Consider the following 23,711-nt stretch of genomic DNA (forward strand, 5'->3'; position numbering starts at 1 on the left):
TCCCCCGTACGGGGGGCCGGAAATCTGATCAGAACCGAGGTGTACGCGATGGTGGCCCCGCCGGACAACGACGTGATCTGGGCACGTTCCCTGCACCACTCCCACCGCGGCTCACCGGCGCTCGTCGGGGTGTCGCTCGGCGTACGGGAGGGCGAGATCCTCGCCGTGTACGGAGCGCGCGGCAGTGGAAAGACCACACTCCTGCAGTGCCTTTCCGGCCAACTGGTCCCGCAGCAGGGCGAGGTGTGGTTCAACAGCACGCCCGTGCACACCATGTCCCCGCTCCAGCGCGAACGGCTGCGCCGCGACCGCTTCGGCTGGATCGGCCCCGAACCGAGCCTCGTCCCCGAGCTCAAGGCGTGGGAGAACGCCGCCCTGCCGCTGCTCCTGCGCGGCGTCTCCCGCCGCGCGGCCAAGAAGACCGCCCTGGAGTGGATGGACCGCCTGGACGTCGGGCCCGCGGCGGGCAAGCGGCCGTACGCCCTCGTCAGAGCCGAACAGCAGCGCGTCGCCGTCGCCCGCGCTCTGATCACCGCACCGTCCGTGCTCTTCGCCGACGAGCCGACCGCGACGCTGCACAGCGCCGACCGCGCCCATCTGCTGCGTACGGTCGCGGCAGCCGCCAGGTCGCACCGCATCACCATGGTCCTCGCCACACACGACGCCGACGTCGCCGCCCTCGCCGACCGCGCGATCATGCTCGCCGACGGCCGCCGGGCCGGCTCGCCCCAGGCCGCCGAGGCGGAAGGCCGGGCAGCGTGCTCGCTCTCCGTCTAGCCCGCGGCGGCCACGCCCTCGTACAGCTGCGGCGGCTCCTGGTCGCCGCGGCGTCCGCGGGCGTCGGTTTCCTGATGCTGTGCACCCTGACGTACGCGCTGTCCCACCCCGCCGACGCCCGGGCCGCCACGCAGCGGCTGCTGTGGTGTCTGATCCCGCTCGCGGCGACCGTGTACTTGGCCGTCGCCGTCGCCCGCACCGACCCGGGCACCCGGGCCCGGCCCGGCCTGTCGGCCATCGGCCTCGGGCCGGCCAGGCTCGCGGTGGTCGCCGCGGCGACCACCGCCGTGGCGACGACGCTCGGGAGCGTGGCCGCCCTGCTGTTCTTCCTGCACCTGCGCGGCGACCTGAGCGGGCTGCCGTTCGACGGGGCGGCCGCCGACCTGCTCGCGGCCGACCGCTCGTTGCCGCTGGGCGCCACGCTGCTGCTGCTGGCGATCGTCCCGGCGGCCGCCCCGGTGGCCACGGCGATCGCGCTGCGCACCCGGCCCTCCTCCCAGGAGGGCGCGCCCGCATCGGTGCCCGCGGGACTGCCGTGGGGGGTCGCCATGATCGCCGGCGGCCTCGCGGTCGAGACGTACGCGAGCGGACGGCCCGCCGGGCAGACGCTCGCCCTTTCCGGCCAGTTCGCCGGCCACCCGGCCGGGGTGCTCGCGGGCTGGGTGCTGGCCGCGGCCGGCCTGTGGCTCGCGGGTCCTGCCCTCACGCATGTGTGCGGGCGTCTCCTCCAGGCCGTACGTCCCGGCGCGATCCGGCTGCTCGCGGGCCGCGTCCTCATGGAGGAGGCCCGCCGTATCGGCCGCCCCCTCGGCGTGGTGTGCGCGGTGGCCTCCGGGGCGCTCGCGGTGACCGCGCTCCACGGGGACGCGGCGCGCCCCTGGGGCCCGATGACCGGCCTGGGCACGACGCTCGTCGTCGCCTGCACGACGGCCACGCTGCTCACGGCCGCGCTGGAGGCCCGGCAGTCGCGCGCCGCCACCACCGAGGCCCTGGTGCAGCTGGGCGCGCACCCGGCGGCGCTGCGCCAGGCCGCATGGCTGCGCGCGGGAGCCCTGCTCGTGCTGTTCGCGCCGCTGACCTGGACGGTCGCCACACTCGCGGCCGCGCCGCTGAAGGGTTAGGCCCTCTTCCCGATCCCTGCGCGCCTCGCCGCGGCGTCGTACGGGGCCGCCCGGCCTATCGTGGGCCCATGACGCACCCCGAGCCGCAGGCGGCGCACCGCGAGATCGAGTCGCTCGACGAGTTCGACCGGGCGGTCTCCCACGGCTCTCTGGCCGGATTCCGCGTCCAGTCCGTCGATCTCACGCGGCGCACGTCCGTGCTGTTCGCCACGGACACCGGCCAGGCGGTGTTCCTCGGCTGCCCGATGGAGCCCGCGGCCGCGGCGAAGGTCCGTGCCGACGGGGCGCTCGTCTTCCCGCCCGTACCGGATCTGCCGTTCGACCCGTACCGCAACCGCCTCTACACCGCAGGCGACCTCTTCGCCGGGCTCGACGACGGGTACGCGGCCACCCCGGACGCCCTCGCCTACGACTGGTTCCAGCGCACCAAGGCCGACGGCGACATCTTCGCCTCGATGCTCCGTTCGATCCACGACGACGCCATCTCGGACGCCCTCGACGAACTCCTGACCGGCGCCCGGGTGGTGGGGGTGATGGGCGGACACGCGATGGGCCGGGGCACCGAGGCGTACGCGGGCGCGGCACGGCTCGGCCGGGCCCTCACCCGAGCCGGGTTCACGGTGGCGACCGGGGGCGGGCCGGGTGCGATGGAGGCCGCCAACCTCGGCGCGTACGCCGCTCCGCACTCCGAGGAGATGCTGGCGGACGCCCTCCAGCTGCTGGCCAAGGCACCTTCCTTCATGCCCTCGGTGACCGACTGGGCGCAGGCCGCCTTCGAGGTGCGTGGCCGCTGGCCGCGCGGTGGCGACTCGGTCGGCATCCCCACCTGGTTCTACGGGCACGAGCCGCCGAACGCGTTCGCGGGTCACATCGCCAAGTATTTCGCCAACGCCACACGCGAGGACGGCCTGCTGGCCCGTTGCGACGCGGGTGTGGTCTTCCTGCCGGGCGCGGCCGGAACGGTGCAGGAGATCTTCGACAACACGACCCCCAACTACTACGGGTCGCGCGGCGAGCCCACCCCCATGGTGCTGGTCGACCGCACCCACTGGACCGACCACCTGCCCACCTGGCCGCTCCTGCGGTCGCTCGCCCGGGGCCGGTCCATGGAGTCGCGGATCGCCCTGGTGGACTCGGTCGAGGAGGCGCCGCAGGCGCTGCTGCGCCTGGGGGCGGGCGTCTAGGAAGGCCGGCGGGACAGGCGGATCAGGCGCCGGCGTCCGGGCAGGCCGACACGGGACGCGGAGACGTCCGAGCAGGCCACCGGAGCACGCGGGTCAGGCGCCGGACTCCAGGACCACCACGTCGTCCGCGGCGAAGACGACACCGACCCCCGCCCCTTCCTCGGGCGCGTCCCGCAGCGAGCACTCGGCTTCCAGCAGGGGCCCTTCGGCGGGCCGCAGGCGCAAGGCGACATGGCTGCCGCGGAAGGTGCGCGAGACGACCGTGGCGGCCAGGCCCTGGCCCGGCTCCACGACGTGGACGCCGGACGGCCGCACGAGCAGGGTGCGTTCGCCCTGCGGCGAGCCGTCCGGGACGGGGACCTTGCCCCAGACGGTGCCGGCGACCGCGCCGCTGACCGTGGCGGGCACGACGTTGTCGAAGCCGAGGAAGCGGGCGACGAACTCCGAAGCCGGGCGCTGCCACACCTCCAGCGGCGTACCCGCCTGGGCGATGTGCCCGTCCCGCATGACCACGACCCGATCGGCGAGCGCGAAGGCCTCCCCCTGGTCGTGGGTGACGGCGAGGACCGTGGTGCCCAACCGGCCGAACAGGCCGCGCAGTTCGACGACGAGCCGCTCCCGCAGCCCGCGGTCCAGCTGGCCGAGCGGCTCGTCGAGCATCAGCAGCGTGGGCTCCGGCGCCAGCGCCCTGGCCAGCGCCACCCGCTGCTGCTCACCGCCCGACAGCGCGGCCACGGGTCGCCGCTGCGCGCCCGGCAGCCCGACGAGCTCAAGCAACTCGTCCACGCGGCGGGCCTGTTCATCGCGGCGTGCGCCGAGGGCGTCGCCGCGGTCGCGCGGACGCATGCGCAGCCCGAACGCGACGTTGCCCGCCACGTCGCGCTGCGGGAAGAGCTGATGGTCCTGGAACATCAGGCCCACGCCCCGGCGGTGGACCGGCACCCCGGCCTGGTCGGCGCCCGCGAGCAGGACCCGGCCCGCGTCGGCGCGCTGGAGTCCGGCGACCACCCTGAGCAGCGTGGACTTCCCGCTGCCGCTCGGCCCCAGCACGCACACGATCTCGTGCTCGGCGACCTCCAGGTCCATCGCGTCGAGGGCGGTCCGCGACCCGAACCGTACGGTGACGCCCTCCAGTTCCAGCAGGGCCATCAGAACTCCTCGGAGGTGGTACGGGGGCGGATGCGTTCGAGGAGGAGCAGCGCGGTGGCGCACACCACCATCAGGATGGTGCCGAGCGCCATCGCCTGCCCGTAGTTGAGCTCGCCGGGCCTGCCCAGCAGCCGGGCGACCGCGACGGGCAGCGTCGGCTGGTCGGGCCGGGCGATGAAGACGGTCGCCCCGAACTCGCCGAGCGAGACGGCGAACGCGAACCCCGCCGCCACCAGCAGCGCCCGGCTCACCAGCGGCAGGTCGACCTCGCGCCAGGCGCGCAGCGGCGACGCGCCGAGCACGGCCGCCGCCTCGCGCAGCCGGACGTCCACGGCGCGCAGGACGGGCACCATCGTCCGCACGACGAAGGGCACGCCGACCAGGGCCTGGGCGAGTGGCACCAGCATCCACGAGCCGCGCAGGTCGAGCGGCGGCTCGTCGACTGTGATCAGGAAACCGAAGCCGACGGTCACGGCGGAGACCCCGAGGGGCAGCATCAGCAGCGCGTCGAATCCGCGGACGAGCCGGCCGGCCCTGCGGGTGAGGGCGGCCGCCGCGAGCCCGCCGACCAGCACCGAGACGGCGGTGGCGACGAGCGCGTACTCCAGGGAGTTGGCCACGGCGTCGATCGGCGGGACGAGGAAGGCGCCGCCGCTATCGTCGAGGACGGTGAGCGCTCGGTAGTAGTCGAGTCCGTAGCCCACGGGGGTGTCGAAGGACCGCTCGACCAGCACGCCGAGCGGCGCGATCAGGAGCACGGCGGCGGTGACGAGGACCCCGCAGAGCACCGCCCACTGAGCGGCTCCGCGCGGGCGGCGCGCGGTGCGGGCCGGGTCGACGAGCCGCAGCGCGCTCTCCCGGCGGCGTACGGTCCGGGCGTGCACGGCGAGGACGACACCGACGGCCGCGAACTGCAGCATCGTGAGCACGGCCGCGGTCGGCAGGTCGAGCATCTCGGCCGTCTGCCGGTAGATCTCCACCTCGAGGGTGGAAAACGTCGGTCCGCCGAGGATCTGCACGACACCGAACGAGCTGAAGGTGAACAGGAAGACCATCAGCGCCGCTGCGGCGACGGAGGGCGCGAGCGCGGGAAGCGTCACCCGTCGCCAGGCCGTGAGCCGCCCGGCGCCGAGCACGCGGGCCGCCTCCTCCTGGCGCGGGTCGAGCTGCGACCACAGGCCGCCGACGGTGCGGACGACCACGGCGTAGTTGAAGAAGACGTGCGCGAGCAGGATCGCCCAGACCGTGGTGTCCAGGCGTACGCCCCACAGGTCGTCGAGCAGCCCGCCACGGCCGAGCAGGGCGAGGAACGCCGTCCCGACGACGACTGTCGGCAGCACGAACGGCACCGTGACAACGGCGCGCAGGAGGCGCTTGCCGGGGAATTCGAGCCGGGCGAACACGTAGGCGCCGGGCAGGGCGAGGAGCAGGGTGAGCGCGGTGGAGGCGAGCGCCTGCCACGTGGTGAACCACAGGACGTGCAGGATGTCCGGGCGTCCGAGGACCTCGCCGAACCGTCCGAACTGCCAGGTGCCCTCGACGCGCAGGCCCCGGCCGACGATGGCGGCGACCGGGTAGGCGAAGAAGACGGCGAAGAACGCGACGGGGCCGGCCATCAGGGCGAGCCGCGCCGCGTTCCCCCGCAGGGACTGCCCTACTTCAGGACGAGCGAGGACCACGACCGGACCCACTGCTCACGGTTCTCGGCGATCGTGCCGGGAGCGACGGTCTCGGGATTGTCGACGACCACACCGTGCTCGGTGAACAGCTCGGGCACCTTCGCGCCCTCGACCACGGGGTTGACGAACATGTTCAGCGGCATGTCCTCCTGGAACTTCTTGGTGATCAGGAAGTCCAGCAGCGCCTTGCCGCCCGCCTCGTTCTTCGCGCCCTTGAGGAGTCCGGCGAACTCGATCTGGCGGAAGCAGGTGCCGGTTGCGACACCGGTCGGCGCCTCGGCGGGCTGGGGGTCGGCGTAGAGGACCTCGACCGGCGGGCTGGAGGCGTACGAGACGACGAGCGGACGGTCGGCCCCCGCCTTCTTGCCGCCCGCCGAGCCGGAGAACTCCTCGTTGTACGCCTGCTCCCAGCCGTCGACGGCCTTGACGCCGTTGGCCTTGAGCTTCTTCCAGTAGTCCTGCCAGCCGGACTCGCCGAACGCGCCGACGCTGCCGAGCAGGAAGCCGAGGCCGGGCGAGGACGTCGCCGGGTTCTCGACGACGAGCAGGTTCTTGTACGCGGGCTTCGCGAGGTCGGCGAAGGTCTTCGGAGGCGCGAGCTTCTTGTCGGCGAAGAACTTCTTGTCGTAGTTCACGCAGATGTCGCCGGTGTCGACGGGCGTGACGCGGTGCTTGTCCGCGTCCAGCCGCACCTCGTCCGCGACCTGGTCGAGCCCCTTGGCCTCGTACGGCGTGAACAGGTCGTTGTCGAGGGCGCGCGAGAGCAGGGTGTTGTCGACGCCGAAGAAGACGTCGCCCTGCGGGGAGCCCTTGGTGAGGATCTCCTTGTTGAGCGCGGCACCGGCGTCACCGCTCTTGAGGACCTTGACGGTGTACCCGGTCTGCCGGGTGAACTCCTTCAGGACGGCGTCGGACGCCGCGAAGGAGTCGTGGCTGACGAGCGTGACGGTCTTGGACCCGCCGCCGGTGCCGGAGCCGGAGTCCTTGGACTCGCCGCCGCAGGCCGCGAGGGCGGTGACGCCGAGGGCGGCGGCGAGCGCGGTGCCGGTGGCACGCCGAAGCTGGCTGTTCATGATGGTGCTGACTCCCTACGCCGGTATGACCCGGATCAGGTCCGAGGGTCTGCGGCCGTGCCGCACTCTCAGCGCTCTGCTGCGCTCCCCTGTCGGAATGTTTCGTTGTTCATTTGTGCGAATGCACAGGCACAGTACCAGCCAAGCCCGGCGACCTCTCCGTCACCGCTCCTGTGCCGCCAGCTGCCCGCACGCCCCGTCGATCTCCTGGCCACGGGTGTCCCGGACGGTGACCGGCACTCCATGGGCGGCGATGGCCTCCACGAAGGCCTTCTCGTCCTCCGGCCGCGACGCCGTCCACTTGGACCCGGGCGTCGGGTTCAGCGGGATCAGGTTCACATGGACCCGCTTGCCCTTGAGGAGACGGCCGAGCAGATCGCCGCGCCACGCCTGGTCGTTGATGTCGCGGATCAGCGCGTACTCGATGGAGATCCGGCGGCCGGACTTCTCCGCGTACTCCCAGGCGGCGTCGAGGACCTCGCGGACCTTCCAGCGGGTGTTGACCGGCACCAGCGTGTCGCGCAGCTCGTCGTCCGGCGCGTGCAGGGAGACGGCGAGACGGCACTTGAAGCCCTCGTCGGCGAAACGCAGCATCGCGGGGACCAGACCGACCGTGGAGACGGTGATGCCGCGCTGCGAGAGACCGAGGCCGTCCGGCTCGGGGTCGGTCAGCCGGCGGATGGCGCCGACGACCCGCTTGTAGTTGGCGAGCGGCTCCCCCATGCCCATGAACACGATGTTCGACAGGCGGGCGGGGCCTCCGGGCACCTCGCCGTCCCGCAGCGCGCGCATGCCGTCGACGATCTGGTGCACGATCTCGGCGGTGGACAGATTGCGGTCGAGGCCGGCCTGTCCGGTGGCGCAGAACGGGCAGTTCATCCCGCAGCCCGCCTGGGAGGAGATGCACATCGTGACCCGGTCCGGGTAGCGCATCAGGACGGACTCGACGAGCGTGCCGTCGTGGAGGCGCCACAGGGTCTTGCGGGTGGTGTCGCTGTCGCAGGAGATGTGCCGCACGACCGACATCAGGTCGGGCAGCAGCTCCGTGGCGAGCCTCTCCCGCGCGGACGCGGGGATGTCGGTCCACTGCGCGGGGTCGTGCGCGTACCGCGCGAAGTAGTGCTGGGACAGCTGCTTGGCGCGGAACGGCTTCTCGCCGATCGCGGCGACGGCGTCCTTGCGCTCGGCGGGCGAGAGGTCGGCGAGATGCCGCGGGGGCTTCTTGGCTCCGCGGGGCGCGACGAAAGTGAGTTCTCCGGGCTTGGGCATGGTGCTACCAGTGTCGCAGAGATACGACGGAGGGCTCGCCGCCCAGGGGGTACCCCCATGCACCGAGGGGGCCATGGGGGACGACAACGAGCCCTCACGCGGAAACCCGCAGGTCAGCCGGAGCCGACGAACACCACCAGCAGCAGCCACACCACCGGTGCGGTCGGCAGCAGCGAATCCAGACGGTCCATGATGCCGCCGTGCCCCGGGAGCAGGGTGCCCATGTCCTTGATGCCGAGATCCCGCTTGATCATCGACTCCCCGAGGTCGCCCAGCGTCGCGCTGGCCGCGACCGCGAGGCCGAGCAGCAGCCCCTGCCACCAGGTGCCGTCCTCGACGAGGAACTGCATGCACAGCGCGCCCGCGCCCATCGCGAAAGTGACCGCACCCAGCAGCCCCTCACGGGTCTTGCCGGGGCTGATGCGCGGCGCCAGCTTGTGCTTCCCGAAGCGCCAGCCGACCGCGTACGCCCCCGTGTCGCTGACGACCGTGAGCACCAGGAAGGTGATCACCCGTTCCGGCCCGTCGTCCGCGCTGAGCATCAGCGCGACGAACGTGGCGAGGAACGGCACGTAGAAGGCCGCGAAGACACCGGCCGTGACATCCCTGAGGTAGCCCTCGGGCGGCTCGGTCATGCGCCACACGAGAATCGCGAGCGCCGTCAGCGCCATGGCCACCCAGGCGCCTTCGGCCCCGCGTACGTAACCGGCCGCGACCATGGCAGCGCCGCCGACCGCGAGCGGTACCAGCGGCGCCTTGATCTGCTTGCGCTCCTGGAGGCGTGCGGTCAGCTCCCACAGGCCGACGACGACGGCGACCGCGATCACGCCGACGAACACGGCCTTGACGATGAAGAGCGACGCGACGATCACCGCGCCGAGACCCACGCCGACCCCTATGGCCGCCCGCAGGTCGCGGCCGGCCCGCTTCTTCTGCGGCGGCTGCGGCTGCTGAGGCGCGGCCGGCGGCGGGCTGTGCATGGGCTCCTGCGTGTTCTCGTCGCGGAACAGGGGGCCACCGAGCGGTGCGGCCCCCCGGCCACGGTCCTCGCGGCCTGCCCGGCCGCCGGGCCCCTCAGGGGATTCGGCGTCTCTACCTGCGTCGGGAAAGTCCGGCACGATGGGCATGGGCTGCGTCTCTGATGTATACCGTGCGTCGTGCCCATCGTAGGCAGGACCCGCCGGGAGGGGCCCCTGGTCGGGCGGTGGCCATGCACCGGCGTATCCGGCGCCGTGCGAGGCCCCCCAGGAAGAGTCGTTCATCAGACCTCGAGCAGCTCGGCTTCCTTGTGCTTGAGCAGCTCGTCCACCTGCGCGACGTACTTCGCGGTGGTGTCGTCGAGCTCCTTCTCCGCACGCCGGCCCTCGTCCTCGCCGACCTCGCCGTCCTTGATGAACTTGTCGATGGTCTCCTTCGCCTTGCGGCGCACGGAGCGGATCGAGATCTTGGAGTCCTCGGCCTTCGACTTGGCGACCTTGATGAACTCCTTGCGGCGGTCCTGCGTGAGCTCCGGGAAGACCACGCGGATGATGTTGCCGTCGTTGCTCGGGTTGACACCGAGGTCCGAGTCGCGGATCGCCTGCTCGATGTTGCGCAGAGCGGTCTTGTCGAACGGCGTCACAACGGCCATCCGCGGCTCCGGGACCGAGAACGACGCCAGCTGGTTGATCGGGGTCAGGGCACCGTAGTAGTCCGCCACGATCTTGTTGAACATCGCCGGGTGCGCACGTCCGGTGCGGATCGCGGCGAAGTCATCCTTGGCGACCAGGACGGCCTTCTCCATCTTCTCCTCGGCCTCGAGGAGGGTCTCTTCGATCACCACTTGCTCCTGCGTGTCTTGAGTTGGGCCCGGCATCGGACTGGGCCGGCGGAACCTGCGTCGCGTGTTCCCTGCACGGTGTCCGACCGGCAGGGCTTTGTCCATCCCCCGAGGGCGTCCCCCGAGGCCCTCGGGTCAGGCCCGGGTGTCCCGGTCGCTCACGAGCGTGCCGATCTTCTCACCCTTGACGGCCCGAGCGATATTGCCCTCGGCGAGGAGTTCGAAGACAAGGATCGGAAGGGCGTTGTCGCGGCAGAGGGTGATGGCGGTGGCATCGGCGACCTTGAGGTTGCGGGACAGCACTTCGCCGTACTCCAGCGCGTCGAACTTCACCGCGTCCGGGTTGGACTTGGGGTCGGAGTCGTAGACGCCGTCGACACCGTTCTTGCCCATCAGCAGTGCTTCGGCGTCGATCTCCAGGGCCCGCTGGGCGGCGGTGGTGTCGGTGGAGAAGTAGGGCATGCCCATACCGGCGCCGAAGATGACGACGCGGCCCTTCTCCAGGTGCCGTACGGCGCGCAGCGGGATGTACGGCTCCGCCACCTGTCCCATCGTGATGGCGGTCTGCACGCGGGAGTCGATGCCCTCCTTCTCCAGGAAGTCCTGGAGAGCGAGGCAGTTCATCACGGTGCCGAGCATGCCCATGTAGTCGGAGCGTGCCCGGTCCATGCCGCGCTGCTGGAGCTCGGCTCCGCGGAAGAAGTTTCCGCCGCCGATCACGACGGCGATCTCAGCGCCGTCACGGACGACCGCTGCGATCTCGCGCGCGATGGCATGGACGACGTCGGGGTCGACGCCGAGACCGGTGCCGCCGGAGAAAGCCTCTCCCGACAGCTTCAGCATGAAGCGGCCGGCCTTTTTGCCGTGGTTGTCGTCGCCTTGTGCGGCGCTCTGATTCATGGAGATCTCCTCGTGCACATACGAAGAAGGCCATTGCCGTTGGGGTCGTGCTGTCCCTGCCGGCAATGGCCTCCTCGTCAGATCTGCGGTCGTCCGGCGCGAACGAGGACGACTGCTTCAGACCCTACCGGGGTCCGGGGTCCGTGGCGTACGGACTCAGATGCCGACCTTGATGCGGCTGAAGCGCTTCAGGGTGACACCGGCCTCGTCCAGGATCTGCTGGACCGACTTCTTGTTGTCGAGCGCGTACGGCTGGCCGAGGAGGGTGGCCTCCTTGAAGAAGCCGTTGACGCGACCTTCGACGATCTTCGGGAGAGCGGCCTCGGGCTTGCCCTCGGCACGCGTGGTCTCCTCCGCGACACGGCGCTCGGCCTCGACGACCTCGGCCGGGACGTCCTCGCGGGAGAGGTACTTCGGGGCGAAGGCGGCGATGTGCTGCGCGACGCCCTTGGCGATCTCGGCGTTCTCCTTGTCGAGCTCGACGAGAACACCGATCTGCGGGGGCAGGTCGGGCATGGTGCGGTGCATGTACGCCGAGACGTAGCCACCGGAGAACTGCGCGAAGCGGTCCAGGACGATCTTCTCGCCGAGGTTGGCGTTGGCCTCGTCGACGTACGCCTGGACGGTCTTGCCCGGCTCGATCTCGGAGGCGAGCAGCGCCTCGATGTCCGCCGGGGAGGTGGCGGCGACGTGGGCGGCGAGCGCGTTCGCCACGGCCTGGAACTTGTCGCCCTTGGCGACGAAGTCCGTCTCGCACTTCAGCTCGACGATGACACCGGAGGTGTTGTCGTCGGCGATCAGGGAGACGACGGCACCGTTCTCGGCGGAGCGGCCCTCGCGCTTGGCGACGCCCTTCTGGCCCTTGATGCGCAGGGCCTCGACGGCCTTGTCGACGTTGCCGTCGGACTCGTCCAGCGCCTTCTTGCAGTCCATCATGCCGGCGCCGGTGAGCTCGCGGAGCTTCTTGACGTCAGCGGCGGTGTAGTTCGCCATGAGTCTGAGTTTCTCTCTCGAAGTCTGAAAGATCTACGAAGATCGGGAAGATCTACGGGTGGACGGCGGGGGCAAGCGCGCCCCCGCCGTCGTCAACCGAACCTGTGAAGGTCAGGCCGTAGGTCAGGCCTGCTCGGCCTCGGCGGCCGGGGCCTCGGCAGCGGCCGGAGCCTCAACAGGAGCCTCGGCGGCAGCCGGAGCCTCAGCAGCGGCCTCGGCCGGCTTGGCCTCGTCAGCCTTGGCGGCCTCGTCGGTGTCAGCCTTCTTCTCGCCCTCGAGCAGGTCGCGCTCCCACTCGGCCAGCGGCTCGCCGGCGGCCTTGTCGCCCGGCTTCTGGTCGCCGGTCGCGGCGCCGGAGCGGGCGATGAGGCCCTCGGCGACGGCGTCGGCGATCACGCGGGTGAGCAGGGTGACGGAGCGGATCGCGTCGTCGTTGCCCGGGATCTTGTAGTCGACCTCGTCGGGGTCGCAGTTGGTGTCGAGGATCGCGACGACCGGGATGTGGAGCTTGCGCGCCTCACCGACGGCGATGTGCTCCTTCTTGGTGTCGACGATCCAGACGGCGCTCGGCACCTTCTGCATCTCCCGGATACCACCAAGGGTCTTCTCCAGCTTGGCCTTCTCGCGGGAGAGGACCAGGAGCTCCTTCTTGGTGAGGCCGGAGGCGGCCACGTCCTCGAAGTCGATCTGCTCGAGCTCCTTGAGGCGCTGGAGACGCTTGTAGACGGTGGAGAAGTTGGTGAGCATGCCACCCAGCCAGCGCTGGTTGACGTACGGCATGCCGACGCGCGTCGCCTGCTCGGCGATGGCCTCCTGGGCCTGCTTCTTCGTACCGACGAACATGATGGAGCCGCCGTGGGCGACGGTCTCCTTGACGAACTCGTAGGCGCGGTCGATGTACGACAGCGACTGGAGCAGGTCGATGATGTAGATGCCGTTGCGCTCGGTGAAGATGAAGCGCTTCATCTTCGGGTTCCAGCGACGGGTCTGGTGACCGAAGTGGACGCCGCTCTCCAGCAGCTCCCGCATCGTGACGACGGCCATGGCCGTATCTCCTTGTTTTTCTCGGTTATGTCCTGACGCCCCGACGCGCCGTGCCACAAGGGACCGAGGAGCGCGGCCACCGACCGCTGAGGGTCCGGTGGCGGGGCGTGCGAAGTCGACCCGGTGACCCGGATCGCCAGAAGAAGTGTACGGGACCGGTGACGTGCCGGGTGACGGCGCTGTCCACAACCACCCGGTTGTCCACAGATCCGGACCAAGATCAGCGGGGCGGGCGCGGCAGGCGGCACGGTGTGCCTCATGAACTGCACACATTCGGCCGGCCGACTGCGCCGCGCACTGCCTGCATTGCTGCTGACACTGCTGACGCTCTCGACACTGCCGACACTGCTGATGCCGGCGATGCCGAGGGAGGCGGGGGCCGTGGGTGCGGGAGCGGCTTGGGCGGGGACGTCGGGTGCGGGAGCGGCCGGGGCGGGGCCCGGATCCGCGGCGTCGAGGGCGGGGGCGGGGGCGGCCGGGGTTCCACCGGCCCCGGTCGGGCACCGGTCGGTGGCGACGGCCGCGTGGGGCCCGGTCGGTCCAGGCCCGCGGCCGCCCCGGGCCGGGCCTGCGGGGCCGCCGGGCTCTACGGCGCCGGAAGCGGGGGCGGCACTGGAGGCAGCGCCGTCCGGGGCGCCGGGCTCCACGGTGCCGGAGGCTCGCAGGCTCAGGTGGGCCCGCGTCGGGGAGGCGGTCCCTCGGGTGCCTGGTGGGGGCGGCGGCCCGGCGGACAGGCCCGGCGGGCGCGGCGGGGCGCGGAGCTGGCCGGTCGGCGCGCCCCGGCCCCTCGTCGTCAGGGGCTGGGCGCCGCCCGCTTCCCCCTACGGCCCCGGCCATCGCGGCGTCGACCTCGCCGCCCCGCCCGGCACCCCCGTCCGTGCCGCGGCGGCCGGCCGGGTCACCTTCGCCGGCCGGGTCGCGGGCCGCGGCGTGCTCGTCATCAGCCTCACCGATACGGGTGACCCGCCACTGCGGACCACGTACGAACCGGTTCGCCCGCTGGTGGACAAGGGCGCGGAGGTCACCGCGGGCCAGGTCGTGGCAACGGTCGACACGGGGCCGTCACACTGCGCCGCGGGGTGCCTGCACTGGGGCCTGCTGCGGGGGACGCGGTACCTGAATCCGCTGTCCCTGCTGCCGCCGCGGATACTCCGCCGCCCGCCGTCCAGGCTGCTCCCGGTCTTCGGCGTACCGCTTCCCTAGTGCGGGGCCGCCCCAGGGACGGCGCCCGCGTCAGCCCCGGACGCCGCGCAGCGCCATCGCGACCGCCGCGTCGGCGACGGTGGCCGGGTCCTCGGCCGCGCCGAGCTCGATGCGGCGGACCGCGGCGTCCACGACGCCCTGCAGCAGCATCGCCCCGAGCCGGGGTTGCTCCTGGCCCAGTTCCCCGAGCGCCTCGACGATCATCGCGATCAGCCCGCCGTGGGCGGCGCGGATCTTCTCGCGCGCGCCGGCGTCCAGCTCGCTCGCGGAGATGGCGACCACGGCCCGGTGGCGCCTGTCGCCGACCAAGTCGAGCTGCCGGCGTACATACGCCTCGACCTTGCCCTCGGGAGTTTCCGCGCGGTCCATCGCGGCCTCGACCTCCGCCGCCCACACGGGGAAGTCCACAGCGCAGAGCTCTTCGACGACCGCGGCACGCGAGCGGAAGTACTCGTATACGGAGGACCTCGCGAGACCCGTGCGCTCGGCGAGGGCGGGGAAGGTCAGCGCCTCCGTACCGCCTTCGGACAGGAGGGAGCGCGCGGCGTCCAGCAGGGCGCCTCGCTGCATCGTCCGGTGCTCGGCCACAGAGGCCGCTCGAATCCTGGGCACGCCTCCACTGTACGGATGCGCCGCGGACGACTGGGCGTCAACGTCCTACGTCGGCCAGCTTCGCCCGCAGTTGCAGAACCGACTTCGTGTGGATCTGGCTGACGCGGCTCTCGGTGACTCCGAGGACGTGGCCGATCTCGGCCAGTGTGAGCCCTTCGTAGTAGTAGAGCGTGACGACGGTCTTCTCCCGCTCGGGGAGGGTGTTGATGGCCCGGGCGAGCAGCCGGCGCAGTTCCCGGTCCTCGGCGACCTCGACCGGGTTGTCCGCGGCCGTGTCCTCCAGCGTGTCCATGAGGCTGAGCCGGTCGCCGCCCTCGCCGCCCACGTGCAGCAGCTCTTCCAGTGCCACGACGTTGGCCAGGGACAACTGACTGAAAACCGCGTGCAGTTCCTCGATGGTGACGCCCATCTCGGCGGCCACCTCGGCCTCCGACGGCGTGCGCCGCAACTGGGCCTCGAGCGTCGCGTACGCACGTTCGACGGCACGGGCCTTCTGCCGCACCGAGCGCGGGATCCAGTCAAGCGCCCGCAGTTCGTCGATCATCGCGCCCCGGATGCGGGTGATCGCGTACGTCTCGAACTTGATCGACCGGTCCACGTCGAACTTCTCGATCGCGTCGATGAGTCCGAAGACGCCGGAGGAGACGAAATCGGCCTGCTCGACGTTGGACGGCAGCCCCACGCTGACCCGGCCCGCCACGTACTTGACCAGCGGCGAGTAGTGCAGGATCAACTGCTCCCGCAGCCGCTCGTCACCCGTGGCCTTGTACGACCGCCACAGCTCCTCGACCGACGAGGGAGCCGAGGGCCGCACGGTGCCACGGGCAGCGGGTGGCACTGCCGCGCGGTCAGACCCGGACGTGTGCTGGGGCATGCGTTGCCTTGAGCCGTTCTGCTGTGAGGGGGCGGGGAAGGGCGGCCGAGGCCGGAATCCGGTGAGCGTAGCGTGACTACGCCGTCGCGGTGGGCGAGGGAAGCGGAAGGAACCTGCCCGGGTATTCGCGCTCGTCCACACCTTCGATTCGGGGCCGATGCCCTGCGCACCGGCCCCTCAGGCGTCACACACGGGACTCCGAAGGTCATCACCTTCACCTTTTCACCCGAATGCTCCAGGTCAAGCATCGCCTCGCCGCGCGTTCGAACCGCGGATGGCGCTGTGCGTCAACCTCCATCCCTCTGGGCACCGTTCGACAAAGCCGAGCGAGTGCAGTTCGTACAGCCTGCCGAGCGCCTCGTCGTCCGTCGTGCCGGCGAGCCGCGCGCTCTCGCGGCAGGTCACCGGACGCCCCGCGGGCAACGCCTCAAGTACCCGTCTGGTGCCGGGGCCCAGCAGGTCCCTGGGCAGGACGGGCCCGGTGCGCTCGGGCGCGAGTTCGCCCATGTCACCCACCTGTTCGACCACTTCGGCGGCGTCGGTGACGAGCACCGCACCGCCCCGCAGAAGTTCGTGCACACCCGCCGAGAGGCCGCTGGTCACGGGGCCGGGCACGCCCATCGTGAAGCGTCCGAGCTGCTGGGCCCGGCGGGCGGTGACCAGGGAGCCGCTGCGGTACTCGGCCTCGACGACGACGGTCCCGCGGGTGAGCGCGGCGATCACCCTGTTCCGCAGGACGAACCGGCTCTGCGTGGGATGGGCGCCGGGCGGCAACTCGCCGATGACGAGCCCCTGTTGCACCATGCGCTTGATCAACTCCTGATGGGCGGGCGGATAGGCGACATCGACCCCGCAGGCCAGGACGGCAACCGTGGCGCCACCGGCGGCGAGCGCGCCCCGGTGCGCTGCGGCGTCCACGCCGAAGGCCGCTCCGGACACCACGACCCACCCCCGCTCCGCCAGCCCGGAGGCGAGCGAGGCCGATATGTGCGCCCCGTACGGCGTGCAGGCCCGGGCCCCGACCACGGCCACCGAACGCAGGGCCCAGGCGCGCAGGTCGGGCCGGCCCCGCACCCACAGGCCGATGGGGCGCGCGTCCCCGAGATCGTCGAGCTGGGTCGGCCACTCCGTGTCCCCCGGGACGACGAACCTGCCTCCGAGCGCGCGGATCGCCTCCAGCCGCTGCCCCGGCAGGACTCCGGCGGCACGGGCCCGCAGCCCGGCCGCCCGGCGCTCGGTCAGCCCCGGGAGCGCCCCCTTCTCGCATGCGTCGGACATCAGCAGCCCCAGCAGTCCCCGGGCGCCGACCTCCCTCAGCCAGCGGCCGCCCTTCTCGTCGCCCGGCTCCAGGATCTGTGTCAGCGCCGAACGCGCCGCCCGCTCCGCTTCCTCCTCCGGCCCCGGCCCGCTCCACGAGGAGTCGTCGCCCGTCATGCCCCTGGTGCCGCTCCGGTGCACCGCCCCCGTCACCGCGCCGCCCCTGCCACGGCCGGGACGCCTCGGGAGATCCCGGTGCGCAGTTCGAGGGCGAGGGCGACGTCCTGCGCCTCGGGCCGGTCACGTCCCGCGAGGTCGGCGATCGTCCATGCGACGCGCAGCACCCGATCGAGGCCGCGGGCCGTGAGCAGCCCGCGCTCGACGTCCCGCTCGGCCGCGCCCAGGGCCCCGGGCGCGACCGTCCACCGGGTTCGCAGTTCGTGGCCGGGGACTTCGCTGTTGACCGTCCACGGAGTGCCCTCGAGACGGGTGGCGGCCCGGTGTCTGGCCGCCAGGACACGGGCGGCGACCGTGGCCGTGGACTCGCCGCGCCCGCCGTGGCCCAGCAGGTCGGAGCGGCTCACCGGCTCGACCTCGATCCGCAGGTCGACGCGGTCGAGCAGCGGCCCGGACAGCCGGGCCTGGTACCGCCTGATCACGGACGCGGGGCATTCGCAGCCGGCACCGTGCAGCGTGTGCCTTCCGCACGGGCAGGGGTTCGCCGCGAGCACCATGAGGAAGCGGGCGGGCAGCCGTACCACTCCCCCGCTCCTGGCAACCACGACGTGGCCCGACTCCAGGGGCTGGCGCAGCGCGTCCAGGGCCTTTCCCGAGAACTCGGGTGCCTCGTCGAGAAAGAGCACCCCTCGGTGCGCCAGCGAGACCGCGCCCGGCTTCGGCAGCCCGTTGCCGCCGCCCACCAGGGACTGCATGGTCGCCGAGTGGTGCGGCGCGCAGTACGGCGCGGTCCTCACGAGCGGCTCGCCCGGCGGCAGGATGCCGGCCACCGAGTGGACCGCCGTGACCTCCAGGGACTCCCGCCTGGTCAGCGGCGGCAGGACAGCGGGCAGACGCTCGGCCAGCATCGTCTTGCCCGCTCCGGGCGGCCCCGAGAGCAGGAGGTGATGCCCGCCCGCTGCCGCGACCTCCAGCCCCCTACGCGCCGAGTGCTGGCCCGCCACATCGGCCAGGTCCGGGCCGTCGCTCCCAGGCCGGTCGGCGGCGAGTCCGGTGCCGACCCCCGCGCCCGGGACCAGGAGGCCCGCGAGCATGGCGTCGGGGCGGCCCGGCTCCACGGGCTCCTCGTCCGGGACCGGCTCGTCGGCGAGGACGGCGATGAGCTGGCGCAGGGTGCGCACCCCGAGCACCGAGATCCCCGGCACGAGCGCGGCCTCCCCGGCGGTCTGCTCCGGGACGACCACGTGCTCGTACCCCGCCTCGGCCGCGGCGAGCACCGCGGGAAGCACCCCGCGCACCGGCCGTACCCGCCCGTCGAGCCCGAGCTCCCCGATCAGCACGAGGTCGGCGATCTGCCGTGGGTCGATGCGCTCGGCGGCGCCGAGGACCGCACAGGCCACAGCGAGATCGAAGCCGCTGCCGCCCTTGGGCACGGAGGCCGGGCTCAGCCCCACGGTGAGCTTCTTCTGCGGCCATTCGCCGCCGGAGTTGACCACGGCCGCACGCACCCGGTCCCGGCTCTCCACCAGGCTCTTGTCCGGCAGCCCGACCAGGGTGAACGCGGCGACCCCGGGCTCCAGGTCCGCCTGGACCTCGACGACCACGCCCTCGACCCCCACGAGCGCGACGGAACACGCACGGGCGAAGCCCATCTAGGCCACCCCCCGGGCATGCTCGACGACGGCCGCCCCGCGCCGGGGGAGTGTCACGCCCACCAGGTCGATGCGCACCCCGCCCGGCGGGGGGCCGCCGTGCCGCTCCAGCCAGCAGTCGGCAAGGCGCCGGAGCCGTCCGGCCTTGGTCGGTGTGATGGCTGCCATCGGATGCTCGTAGCAGCCGGATCTGCGGGTCTTGACCTCGCAGACGACCACCGTGTCGCCGTCGCGGGCGACGATGTCGATCTCACCGGCGCGTCCGCAGCGCCAGTTCCTCGCCAGCAGACGCATTCCGGACCCGATCAGCAGCCGCGCCGCCAGGTCCTCTCCGTACCGTCCCAGTGCCCCCGTCGCGTTCATTTCGGCACCACCTCCGGCACCGACTCTCATACGTCGGCCCCGGACTTTTGGATCTTGGTGGAAAACCGTGGACAACCGCCCGATTGTGGAAAACTCCATCACCCGGACGGGAAAGTTCCGACGGGACCGGCCCGACGAAAGGTCGAACGGGACAGCCGTCCGACGACATGGCCCGACGGGACAGCCGTCAGCTGCCGGGCAGCTCCAGGTCGCTCTTGTTGAGCTCCTCGATGTTCACGTCCTTGAACGTGAGCACTCGCACCTGCTTGACGAAGCGGGCCGGGCGGTACATGTCCCAGACCCAGGCGTCCGCCATCGAGACCTCGAAGAAGACCTCGCCCTGCACCGAGTGCACCTGCATCTCGTAGTCGTTGGTGAGATAGAAGCGACGCTCGGTCTCGATCACGTATTTGAACAGCCCGACGACATCTCGGTACTCCCGGTAGAGCTTCAGCTCCATCTCGGTCTCGTACTTCTCGAGGTCCTCGGCGCTCATGGCATGTTCCCCTTCAGCCTTGCGTCCCCCTATTGTGCGTCAGCGCGCCGGGCCCTAGACGATTTCCGGGGCCAGCACCACCGGCACACGCGGAGGTCCTTCGTCGAGCAGCGTACGCAGCAGCTCGGCGAGCCTGGTCGGGTACACCGTCTCACGGGCCGCCGACAGTTCGGCGGAGGTCCACCACCTCAGGCCCGCGACGCTCCGGCGCTCCAGGTCCGTAAGGGCATGCGGGACCGCGTCCGTGCAGGTGGTACGCGCCAGGAAGTACCACTCGTCCTGGTCCCAGCGCCGCCCGGCGAACGGGAACGAGCAGTGCCGCTGCCACAGCACGGGGCCGAGGTCCACCTCGGTGATCCCGGTCTCCTCGGCCAGCTCGCGCAGCGCCGCCTGCTCACGGCTCTCGTCACCCTCCAGCCCGCCGCCGGGGGTGAACCACCAGTCGTCCGCGGGATCGTCCGGCTCGAAGCCGTGCAGCAGCAGGATCCGGTCCTCGGGGTCGAGCAGCACGACCCGGGCGACCTTCCGCAGTCCGGTCGGCGCACCCGATGCCTCATGCAGCACCCGCGGTCACCGCCTTCCCGCGCCGTGCCCGGCCGATCCGGCCGGCCACCGGCCCGTACGCCGCACCGGCCACGATGAGCACGGCTCCGGCGACAACGGCCGCCACCATGAGCCCCACAGGGCCCGGCTGGGACACCCCGCCAGGCAGTGCGGCGAACCCCTGAGGGCGCTCCACGGCGCCGCCGCTCAGGGGCCAGGCCACGGCGTCCACGCGCGCTTCCACGGCCGAGCGGGGCACCGAACCCTGGCCTGCCTCCTGAAGGTGGGACCGGGAGTCCAGCGAGCCCCTGCGTTCGTCACCGAGCAGGAACAGCTGCCCCTCGGGCACCTCCGCCGTGAACTGCTCGGCGGCCGGTCCCGAGCTGTGCAGATACGGTTCGTCGACGGCCTTGCCGTTGACCGTCAGGCGGCCGTCGCCGTCGCAGCACGCGACCTCGTCGCCCCCGACCCCGACCACGCGCTTGACCATCGGCATGTCGCCCCATGCCGTGTCGCGGAAGACGACCACGTCACCGCGCCGGACATCGTTACCCGATATGCGCTCGGCGAGCACCCGGTCGCCCGCCTGCACGGTCGGCGACATCGAGTCGGTCGGGACCGTGTACGGCTGGTAGACGAGCGCGCCCCAGACGAATCCTCCGAGGAAGAGCACACAGCCGACGGCCACGGCTATGCCCGACAGGGCAGCCCCGAGCCGGGCCTGACCGTCGCCCTCACGTCGTGCACCGCTCATCCCAGCACTCCCGCCTCGGAGATCCTGTCCCCGGACGCCGGTCCCGGGATCTGCTGCCCGGGACCGCACACTACCCGGCGGTACGCCCGCCGGTCAGCCTCCTCCTGCGCCACAGCACGATCGGCACCGCACCGGCCAGACCCAGGGCCGCGGGCGAGGCGGAAAGGGCGGCGGCCACTCCCGGCTGCTCGAAGGTGTCGGGCACGGGGAGCGTGGACCAGCGGTTCAGCGGCCAGGCCACGACGACCGCGCGTCCCACGACCTTGTCGACGGGGACGAAGCCGCCGTTGACGTCCTCCATGTGGTACCGGGAGTCCTGCGAGTTCTGGCGGTTGTCGCCCATCACCCAGATCCGGTCCTTCGGCACGGTCAGCGGCCCGAACGAGGACTGCTCGTCGCACGGGGTGCTGCCCGGGTAGATGTACGGCTCGTCCAGCGGCTTGCCGTTGACCTTGAGCGGACCGTCCTTCTTGCACTCCACGGTGTCACCGGCGACCGCGATCGTCCGCTTGATGAGGTCCTTCTCCTCGGCGGACGGCATGAGCCCGATGAAGCTGAGGACCTCCTGCAGCGCGTTCGGCTCCGGCGTGGGCTCGCCCTCCAGCCAGCCGCCCGGGTCGTGGAACACGACGACCTCGCCGCGCTCGGGCTCCGACCCGAACCACGGCGTGAGCTTGTCGACGAGCACCCGGTCACCGCGCTGCAGGGTGTTCATCATCGAGTCCGACGGGATGGAGAACGCCTGCACCAGGAAGGTCTTGATCAGGAGCGCGAGGAGCAGCGCGATACCGATCAGGAGCGGCAGTTCCTTCCAGAAGGATCGCTGCTTCTTCTGTCCCGTACCGTTGCCGTCCGACGCGTCGTCGTCCCCGGTCGTCGGCACTTCCCCGTCCGTCACGTCCGAGGGCTGCTCGGGGGGTCGCCCCGGCTGCCTGTCCTCGGGATCGTCGTGTCCGGACCGTGCGCCGACCGCCACGTCCCCCACATCCACTCCTCACTCCGCGCGAACCGCCTGCCCCGTACAAGGAGCAGGCCCACCACTCCCATAACGAGCGGGAGTTCCGCAGGGCTCGGGAGCAGGACCATTCCGTTCAGGTCCTGGGAGGACACACTATTCGACAGCGGCGGTGCCGCGGTCGACCCGGCGCGCGCGTTCGGAACGGACGCGTAGGTCTCCGGCTCCTCCAGTCTGCGCCAGTGGTCCAGCGGCCAGGCGATGACGACGGCGCGTCCGACGACCTGGTCCTCGCCCACGGTGCCCCGGCCCTCCTCGTCGAGGTGGAAGCGGGAGTCGGCGGAGTTGGAGCGGTGGTCACCCATCACGAACAGCCGTCCGTCGGGCACCTTCACGTCGAACTTCATGGTCGACGGAACGTTTCCGGGGTGCAGATAGGGCTCGTTCAGCGGTACGCCGTTGACGGTGACGCGGCCGTTCGCGTCGCAGCACTTCACGGTGTCCCCGCCGACCGCCACGACCCGCTTGATCAGGTCGCGTTCGTCGTCCGAGGGCAGCAGCCCGATGAACGTCAGGCCCTGCTTGACCTGCTTGATCACGACCGGGTCGTCGGCCTTCGGCTTCTCGTCCGGCGGCAGCCAGCCGCCCGGGTCCTTGAAGACGACGACATCGCCGCGCTGCGGCTTCGAGCCGAACCACGGCGTGAGCTTGTCGACCAGGACCCGGTCCTGGATGCGGATCGTCTGTTCCATCGAGCCGGACGGGATGACGAAGGCCTGCACCAGGAACGTCTTCAGCACCAGGGCTATGAGCAGCGCCACGGTGATCAGGAGGGGTATCTCCTTCACGGCCGAGCGGCGGCGTTTGCGCTTGACCTTCTGTGCGAGCCTGCGGCGCTCCGCCCGGCCCGGCAGGGGCCGGGCGCCGTTCGTGGGCCGCGTCCCGGTGGGCAGCCGGGTGTCGGCCCGGTGGCTCGCACGGCGTCCGCGGTTACCCATGGGCACCGCCGGACAGCGGGCCCGGATCGGGGACCCCGGAGAAGGCGTCGGTGGGCTCCAGGCCGGACCAGCGTCCGGCGGGCCAGCCGATCCAGTCGGCCCGGCCGATCACCCTGTCCACGGGCACCATGCCGCCGCCCGGCTCGCCGAGGTGGTCCCGGGAGTCGCGTGAGGCGCTGCGGTGGTCGCCCATGACCCACAGCCTCCCCTCGGGGACGACGATGTCGAAAGCGACCTCCGAGGGCACGCCGTCGGGGTGGAGGTACCTCTCCTCGACCGGTACACCGTTCACCTCGATCCTGCCCTCCGTGTCGCAGCAGACCACCCGGTCCCCGCCCGTGCCCACCACACGCTTGACGAAATCCGTCTCGGTCGGCTCGGCGAGCCCGAGCATGGCGAGCCCCTCTCGTACTACGGAACTGACGGGGTTTTCCGTCAGTTCCTCGGGTACGAACGAGCCTCTGCCGTCGAAGACGACGACGTCCCCGCGTGCCGGCTCGGAGCCGGACCGGTAGGCCAGCTTGTTGACCAGCACCCGGTCGCCGACCTGCAGGGCGGGTTCCATGGAACTGCTCGGGATCTGGAAGGGCTGCACCACGAAGTGGCTGAGCAGCAGCACGAAGACGGTGCAGGCGACACCGGTCAGCGCCGCGGTGCGCAGGGACACCCGGGAGAGGCCGGAACGACGCGCGGAGCGCGACCCCTCTCCCTGCGACCCGTCGTCGGGTGCGGAAGAGCGGTCGCGCTCCGTGTGCTGTGCTTCGGTGTCCATCGGTGGCAGAGCCTATCCGGCCGCCCTGTGACACCGGGCGCGCGTAT

The 23,711-nt window shown here is 71.7% G+C and carries 23 protein-coding genes, 1 pseudogene and 1 riboswitch; of the genes and pseudogenes, 4 read left to right on the top strand and 20 right to left on the bottom strand.

Annotated elements, in window-relative coordinates; genetic code table 11:
• The first annotated feature begins 48 nt into the window (after positions 1–48).
• The 3 genes from ACF08N_RS30370 (at position 49) to ACF08N_RS30380 (ending at position 3,082) form a co-directional block, all read left to right on the top strand.
• A complete protein-coding gene (locus tag ACF08N_RS30370) occupies positions 49–777 on the top strand; it encodes an ABC transporter ATP-binding protein (RefSeq protein ID WP_392327927.1) in 729 nt (242 codons plus the stop codon).
• Positions 759–1,898: a hypothetical protein gene (locus ACF08N_RS30375; protein WP_392327928.1), complete on the top strand. Its 1,140-nt coding sequence runs from the start codon at positions 759–761 to the stop codon at positions 1,896–1,898. The genes ACF08N_RS30370 and ACF08N_RS30375 overlap by 19 nt, the downstream gene beginning before the upstream one ends.
• Positions 1,899–1,966: 68 nt before the next feature.
• Positions 1,967–3,082: an LOG family protein gene (locus ACF08N_RS30380; protein ID WP_392327929.1), complete on the top strand. Its 1,116-nt coding sequence runs from the start codon at positions 1,967–1,969 to the stop codon at positions 3,080–3,082.
• Positions 3,083–3,175: 93 nt separating this feature from the next.
• Here ACF08N_RS30380 and ACF08N_RS30385 read toward each other — a convergent pair whose 3' ends face one another.
• From ACF08N_RS30385 to rpsB, 9 genes are all read right to left on the bottom strand, one after another.
• Positions 3,176–4,231 carry an ABC transporter ATP-binding protein gene (locus ACF08N_RS30385; RefSeq protein WP_392327930.1) on the bottom strand — a complete coding sequence of 352 codons (1,056 nt, stop codon included), beginning with the start codon at positions 4,229–4,231 and terminating at the stop codon, positions 3,176–3,178.
• Positions 4,231–5,847 carry an ABC transporter permease gene (locus ACF08N_RS30390; RefSeq protein ID WP_392328014.1) on the bottom strand — a complete coding sequence of 539 codons (1,617 nt, stop codon included), beginning with the start codon at positions 5,845–5,847 and terminating at the stop codon, positions 4,231–4,233. Before ACF08N_RS30390 ends, ACF08N_RS30385 begins: the two co-directional genes overlap by 1 nt.
• A gap of 38 nt (positions 5,848–5,885) precedes the next feature.
• Positions 5,886–6,983: a thiamine ABC transporter substrate binding subunit gene (locus ACF08N_RS30395; RefSeq protein WP_392327931.1), complete on the bottom strand. Its 1,098-nt coding sequence runs from the start codon at positions 6,981–6,983 to the stop codon at positions 5,886–5,888.
• Positions 6,979–7,084: riboswitch (TPP riboswitch) on the bottom strand. (Overlaps the previous gene by 5 nt.)
• A gap of 61 nt (positions 7,085–7,145) precedes the next feature.
• Positions 7,146–8,252 (bottom strand): 23S rRNA (adenine(2503)-C(2))-methyltransferase RlmN, encoded by a 1,107-nt coding sequence (gene rlmN, locus ACF08N_RS30400; protein ID WP_392327932.1) that lies wholly within the window; start codon positions 8,250–8,252, stop codon positions 7,146–7,148.
• Positions 8,253–8,365: 113 nt separating this feature from the next.
• Positions 8,366–9,514, bottom strand: coding sequence for a phosphatidate cytidylyltransferase (locus ACF08N_RS30405; protein WP_392327933.1), 1,149 nt, complete (start codon positions 9,512–9,514; stop codon positions 8,366–8,368).
• Complete coding sequence (gene frr, locus ACF08N_RS30410; protein WP_177151386.1) at positions 9,514–10,071, bottom strand: ribosome recycling factor; 558 nt, start codon at positions 10,069–10,071, stop codon at positions 9,514–9,516. Before frr ends, ACF08N_RS30405 begins: the two co-directional genes overlap by 1 nt.
• A 135-nt stretch (positions 10,072–10,206) precedes the next feature.
• Positions 10,207–10,971 carry a UMP kinase gene (gene pyrH, locus ACF08N_RS30415; protein ID WP_392327934.1) on the bottom strand — a complete coding sequence of 255 codons (765 nt, stop codon included), beginning with the start codon at positions 10,969–10,971 and terminating at the stop codon, positions 10,207–10,209.
• A 156-nt stretch (positions 10,972–11,127) separates the two neighbouring features.
• Entirely contained in the window at positions 11,128–11,964 is an 837-nt protein-coding gene (tsf, locus tag ACF08N_RS30420; protein WP_392327935.1) for a translation elongation factor Ts, read from the bottom strand.
• Between the two features lie 123 nt (positions 11,965–12,087).
• Positions 12,088–13,008: a 30S ribosomal protein S2 gene (gene rpsB / locus ACF08N_RS30425; protein WP_392327936.1), complete on the bottom strand. Its 921-nt coding sequence runs from the start codon at positions 13,006–13,008 to the stop codon at positions 12,088–12,090.
• A gap of 702 nt (positions 13,009–13,710) precedes the next feature.
• Between rpsB and ACF08N_RS30430 the strand changes: the two genes are divergently transcribed.
• The gene (locus tag ACF08N_RS30430; protein WP_392327937.1) at positions 13,711–14,211 is read left to right on the top strand and encodes a murein hydrolase activator EnvC family protein; all 501 of its coding nucleotides are present in this window, start codon (positions 13,711–13,713) and stop codon (positions 14,209–14,211) included.
• 30 nt (positions 14,212–14,241) lie between these two features.
• On the opposite strand, the gene ACF08N_RS30435 is transcribed toward ACF08N_RS30430, so the two are convergent.
• From ACF08N_RS30435 to lepB (ACF08N_RS30485), 11 genes and pseudogenes are all read right to left on the bottom strand, one after another.
• The gene (locus ACF08N_RS30435; protein ID WP_392328015.1) at positions 14,242–14,799 is read right to left on the bottom strand and encodes a TetR/AcrR family transcriptional regulator; all 558 of its coding nucleotides are present in this window, start codon (positions 14,797–14,799) and stop codon (positions 14,242–14,244) included.
• 61 nt (positions 14,800–14,860) lie between these two features.
• Positions 14,861–15,697, bottom strand: a complete 837-nt coding sequence (gene whiG / locus ACF08N_RS30440) for an RNA polymerase sigma factor WhiG (RefSeq protein WP_392327938.1) — start codon at positions 15,695–15,697, stop codon at positions 14,861–14,863.
• Between the two features lie 240 nt (positions 15,698–15,937).
• On the bottom strand, positions 15,938–17,131 hold the full coding sequence (gene dprA / locus ACF08N_RS30445) for a DNA-processing protein DprA (protein ID WP_392328016.1): 1,194 nt from the start codon (positions 17,129–17,131) through the stop codon (positions 15,938–15,940).
• A gap of 32 nt (positions 17,132–17,163) precedes the next feature.
• Positions 17,164–18,783, bottom strand: a complete 1,620-nt coding sequence (locus ACF08N_RS30450; RefSeq protein ID WP_392327939.1) for a YifB family Mg chelatase-like AAA ATPase — start codon at positions 18,781–18,783, stop codon at positions 17,164–17,166.
• Positions 18,784–19,146: a YraN family protein gene (locus ACF08N_RS30455; protein ID WP_392327940.1), complete on the bottom strand. Its 363-nt coding sequence runs from the start codon at positions 19,144–19,146 to the stop codon at positions 18,784–18,786. It abuts the gene before it with no gap.
• A gap of 187 nt (positions 19,147–19,333) precedes the next feature.
• Positions 19,334–19,642 (bottom strand): DUF2469 domain-containing protein, encoded by a 309-nt coding sequence (locus tag ACF08N_RS30460; RefSeq protein ID WP_005311352.1) that lies wholly within the window; start codon positions 19,640–19,642, stop codon positions 19,334–19,336.
• Between the two features lie 54 nt (positions 19,643–19,696).
• Positions 19,697–20,206, bottom strand: a complete 510-nt coding sequence (locus ACF08N_RS30465; protein ID WP_392327941.1) for an NUDIX hydrolase — start codon at positions 20,204–20,206, stop codon at positions 19,697–19,699.
• Positions 20,196–20,939 carry a signal peptidase I gene (gene lepB, locus ACF08N_RS30470; RefSeq protein WP_392327942.1) on the bottom strand — a complete coding sequence of 248 codons (744 nt, stop codon included), beginning with the start codon at positions 20,937–20,939 and terminating at the stop codon, positions 20,196–20,198. Before lepB (ACF08N_RS30470) ends, ACF08N_RS30465 begins: the two co-directional genes overlap by 11 nt.
• Positions 20,940–21,009: 70 nt before the next feature.
• Positions 21,010–21,915 (bottom strand): signal peptidase I, encoded by a 906-nt coding sequence (lepB, locus tag ACF08N_RS30475; RefSeq protein ID WP_392327943.1) that lies wholly within the window; start codon positions 21,913–21,915, stop codon positions 21,010–21,012.
• Positions 21,830–22,892, bottom strand: a pseudogene (lepB, locus tag ACF08N_RS30480) (signal peptidase I); the annotation flags it as partial. The gene lepB (ACF08N_RS30475) and the pseudogene lepB (ACF08N_RS30480), both read right to left, overlap by 86 nt.
• Positions 22,885–23,664, bottom strand: a complete 780-nt coding sequence (lepB, locus tag ACF08N_RS30485) for a signal peptidase I (protein ID WP_392327944.1) — start codon at positions 23,662–23,664, stop codon at positions 22,885–22,887. The pseudogene lepB (ACF08N_RS30480) and the gene lepB (ACF08N_RS30485), both read right to left, overlap by 8 nt.
• Between the last annotated feature and the right edge of the window lie 47 nt (positions 23,665–23,711).

This window comes from Streptomyces sp. NPDC015127 (assembly GCF_043080095.1).
GTDB lineage: Bacteria > Actinomycetota > Actinomycetes > Streptomycetales > Streptomycetaceae > Streptomyces.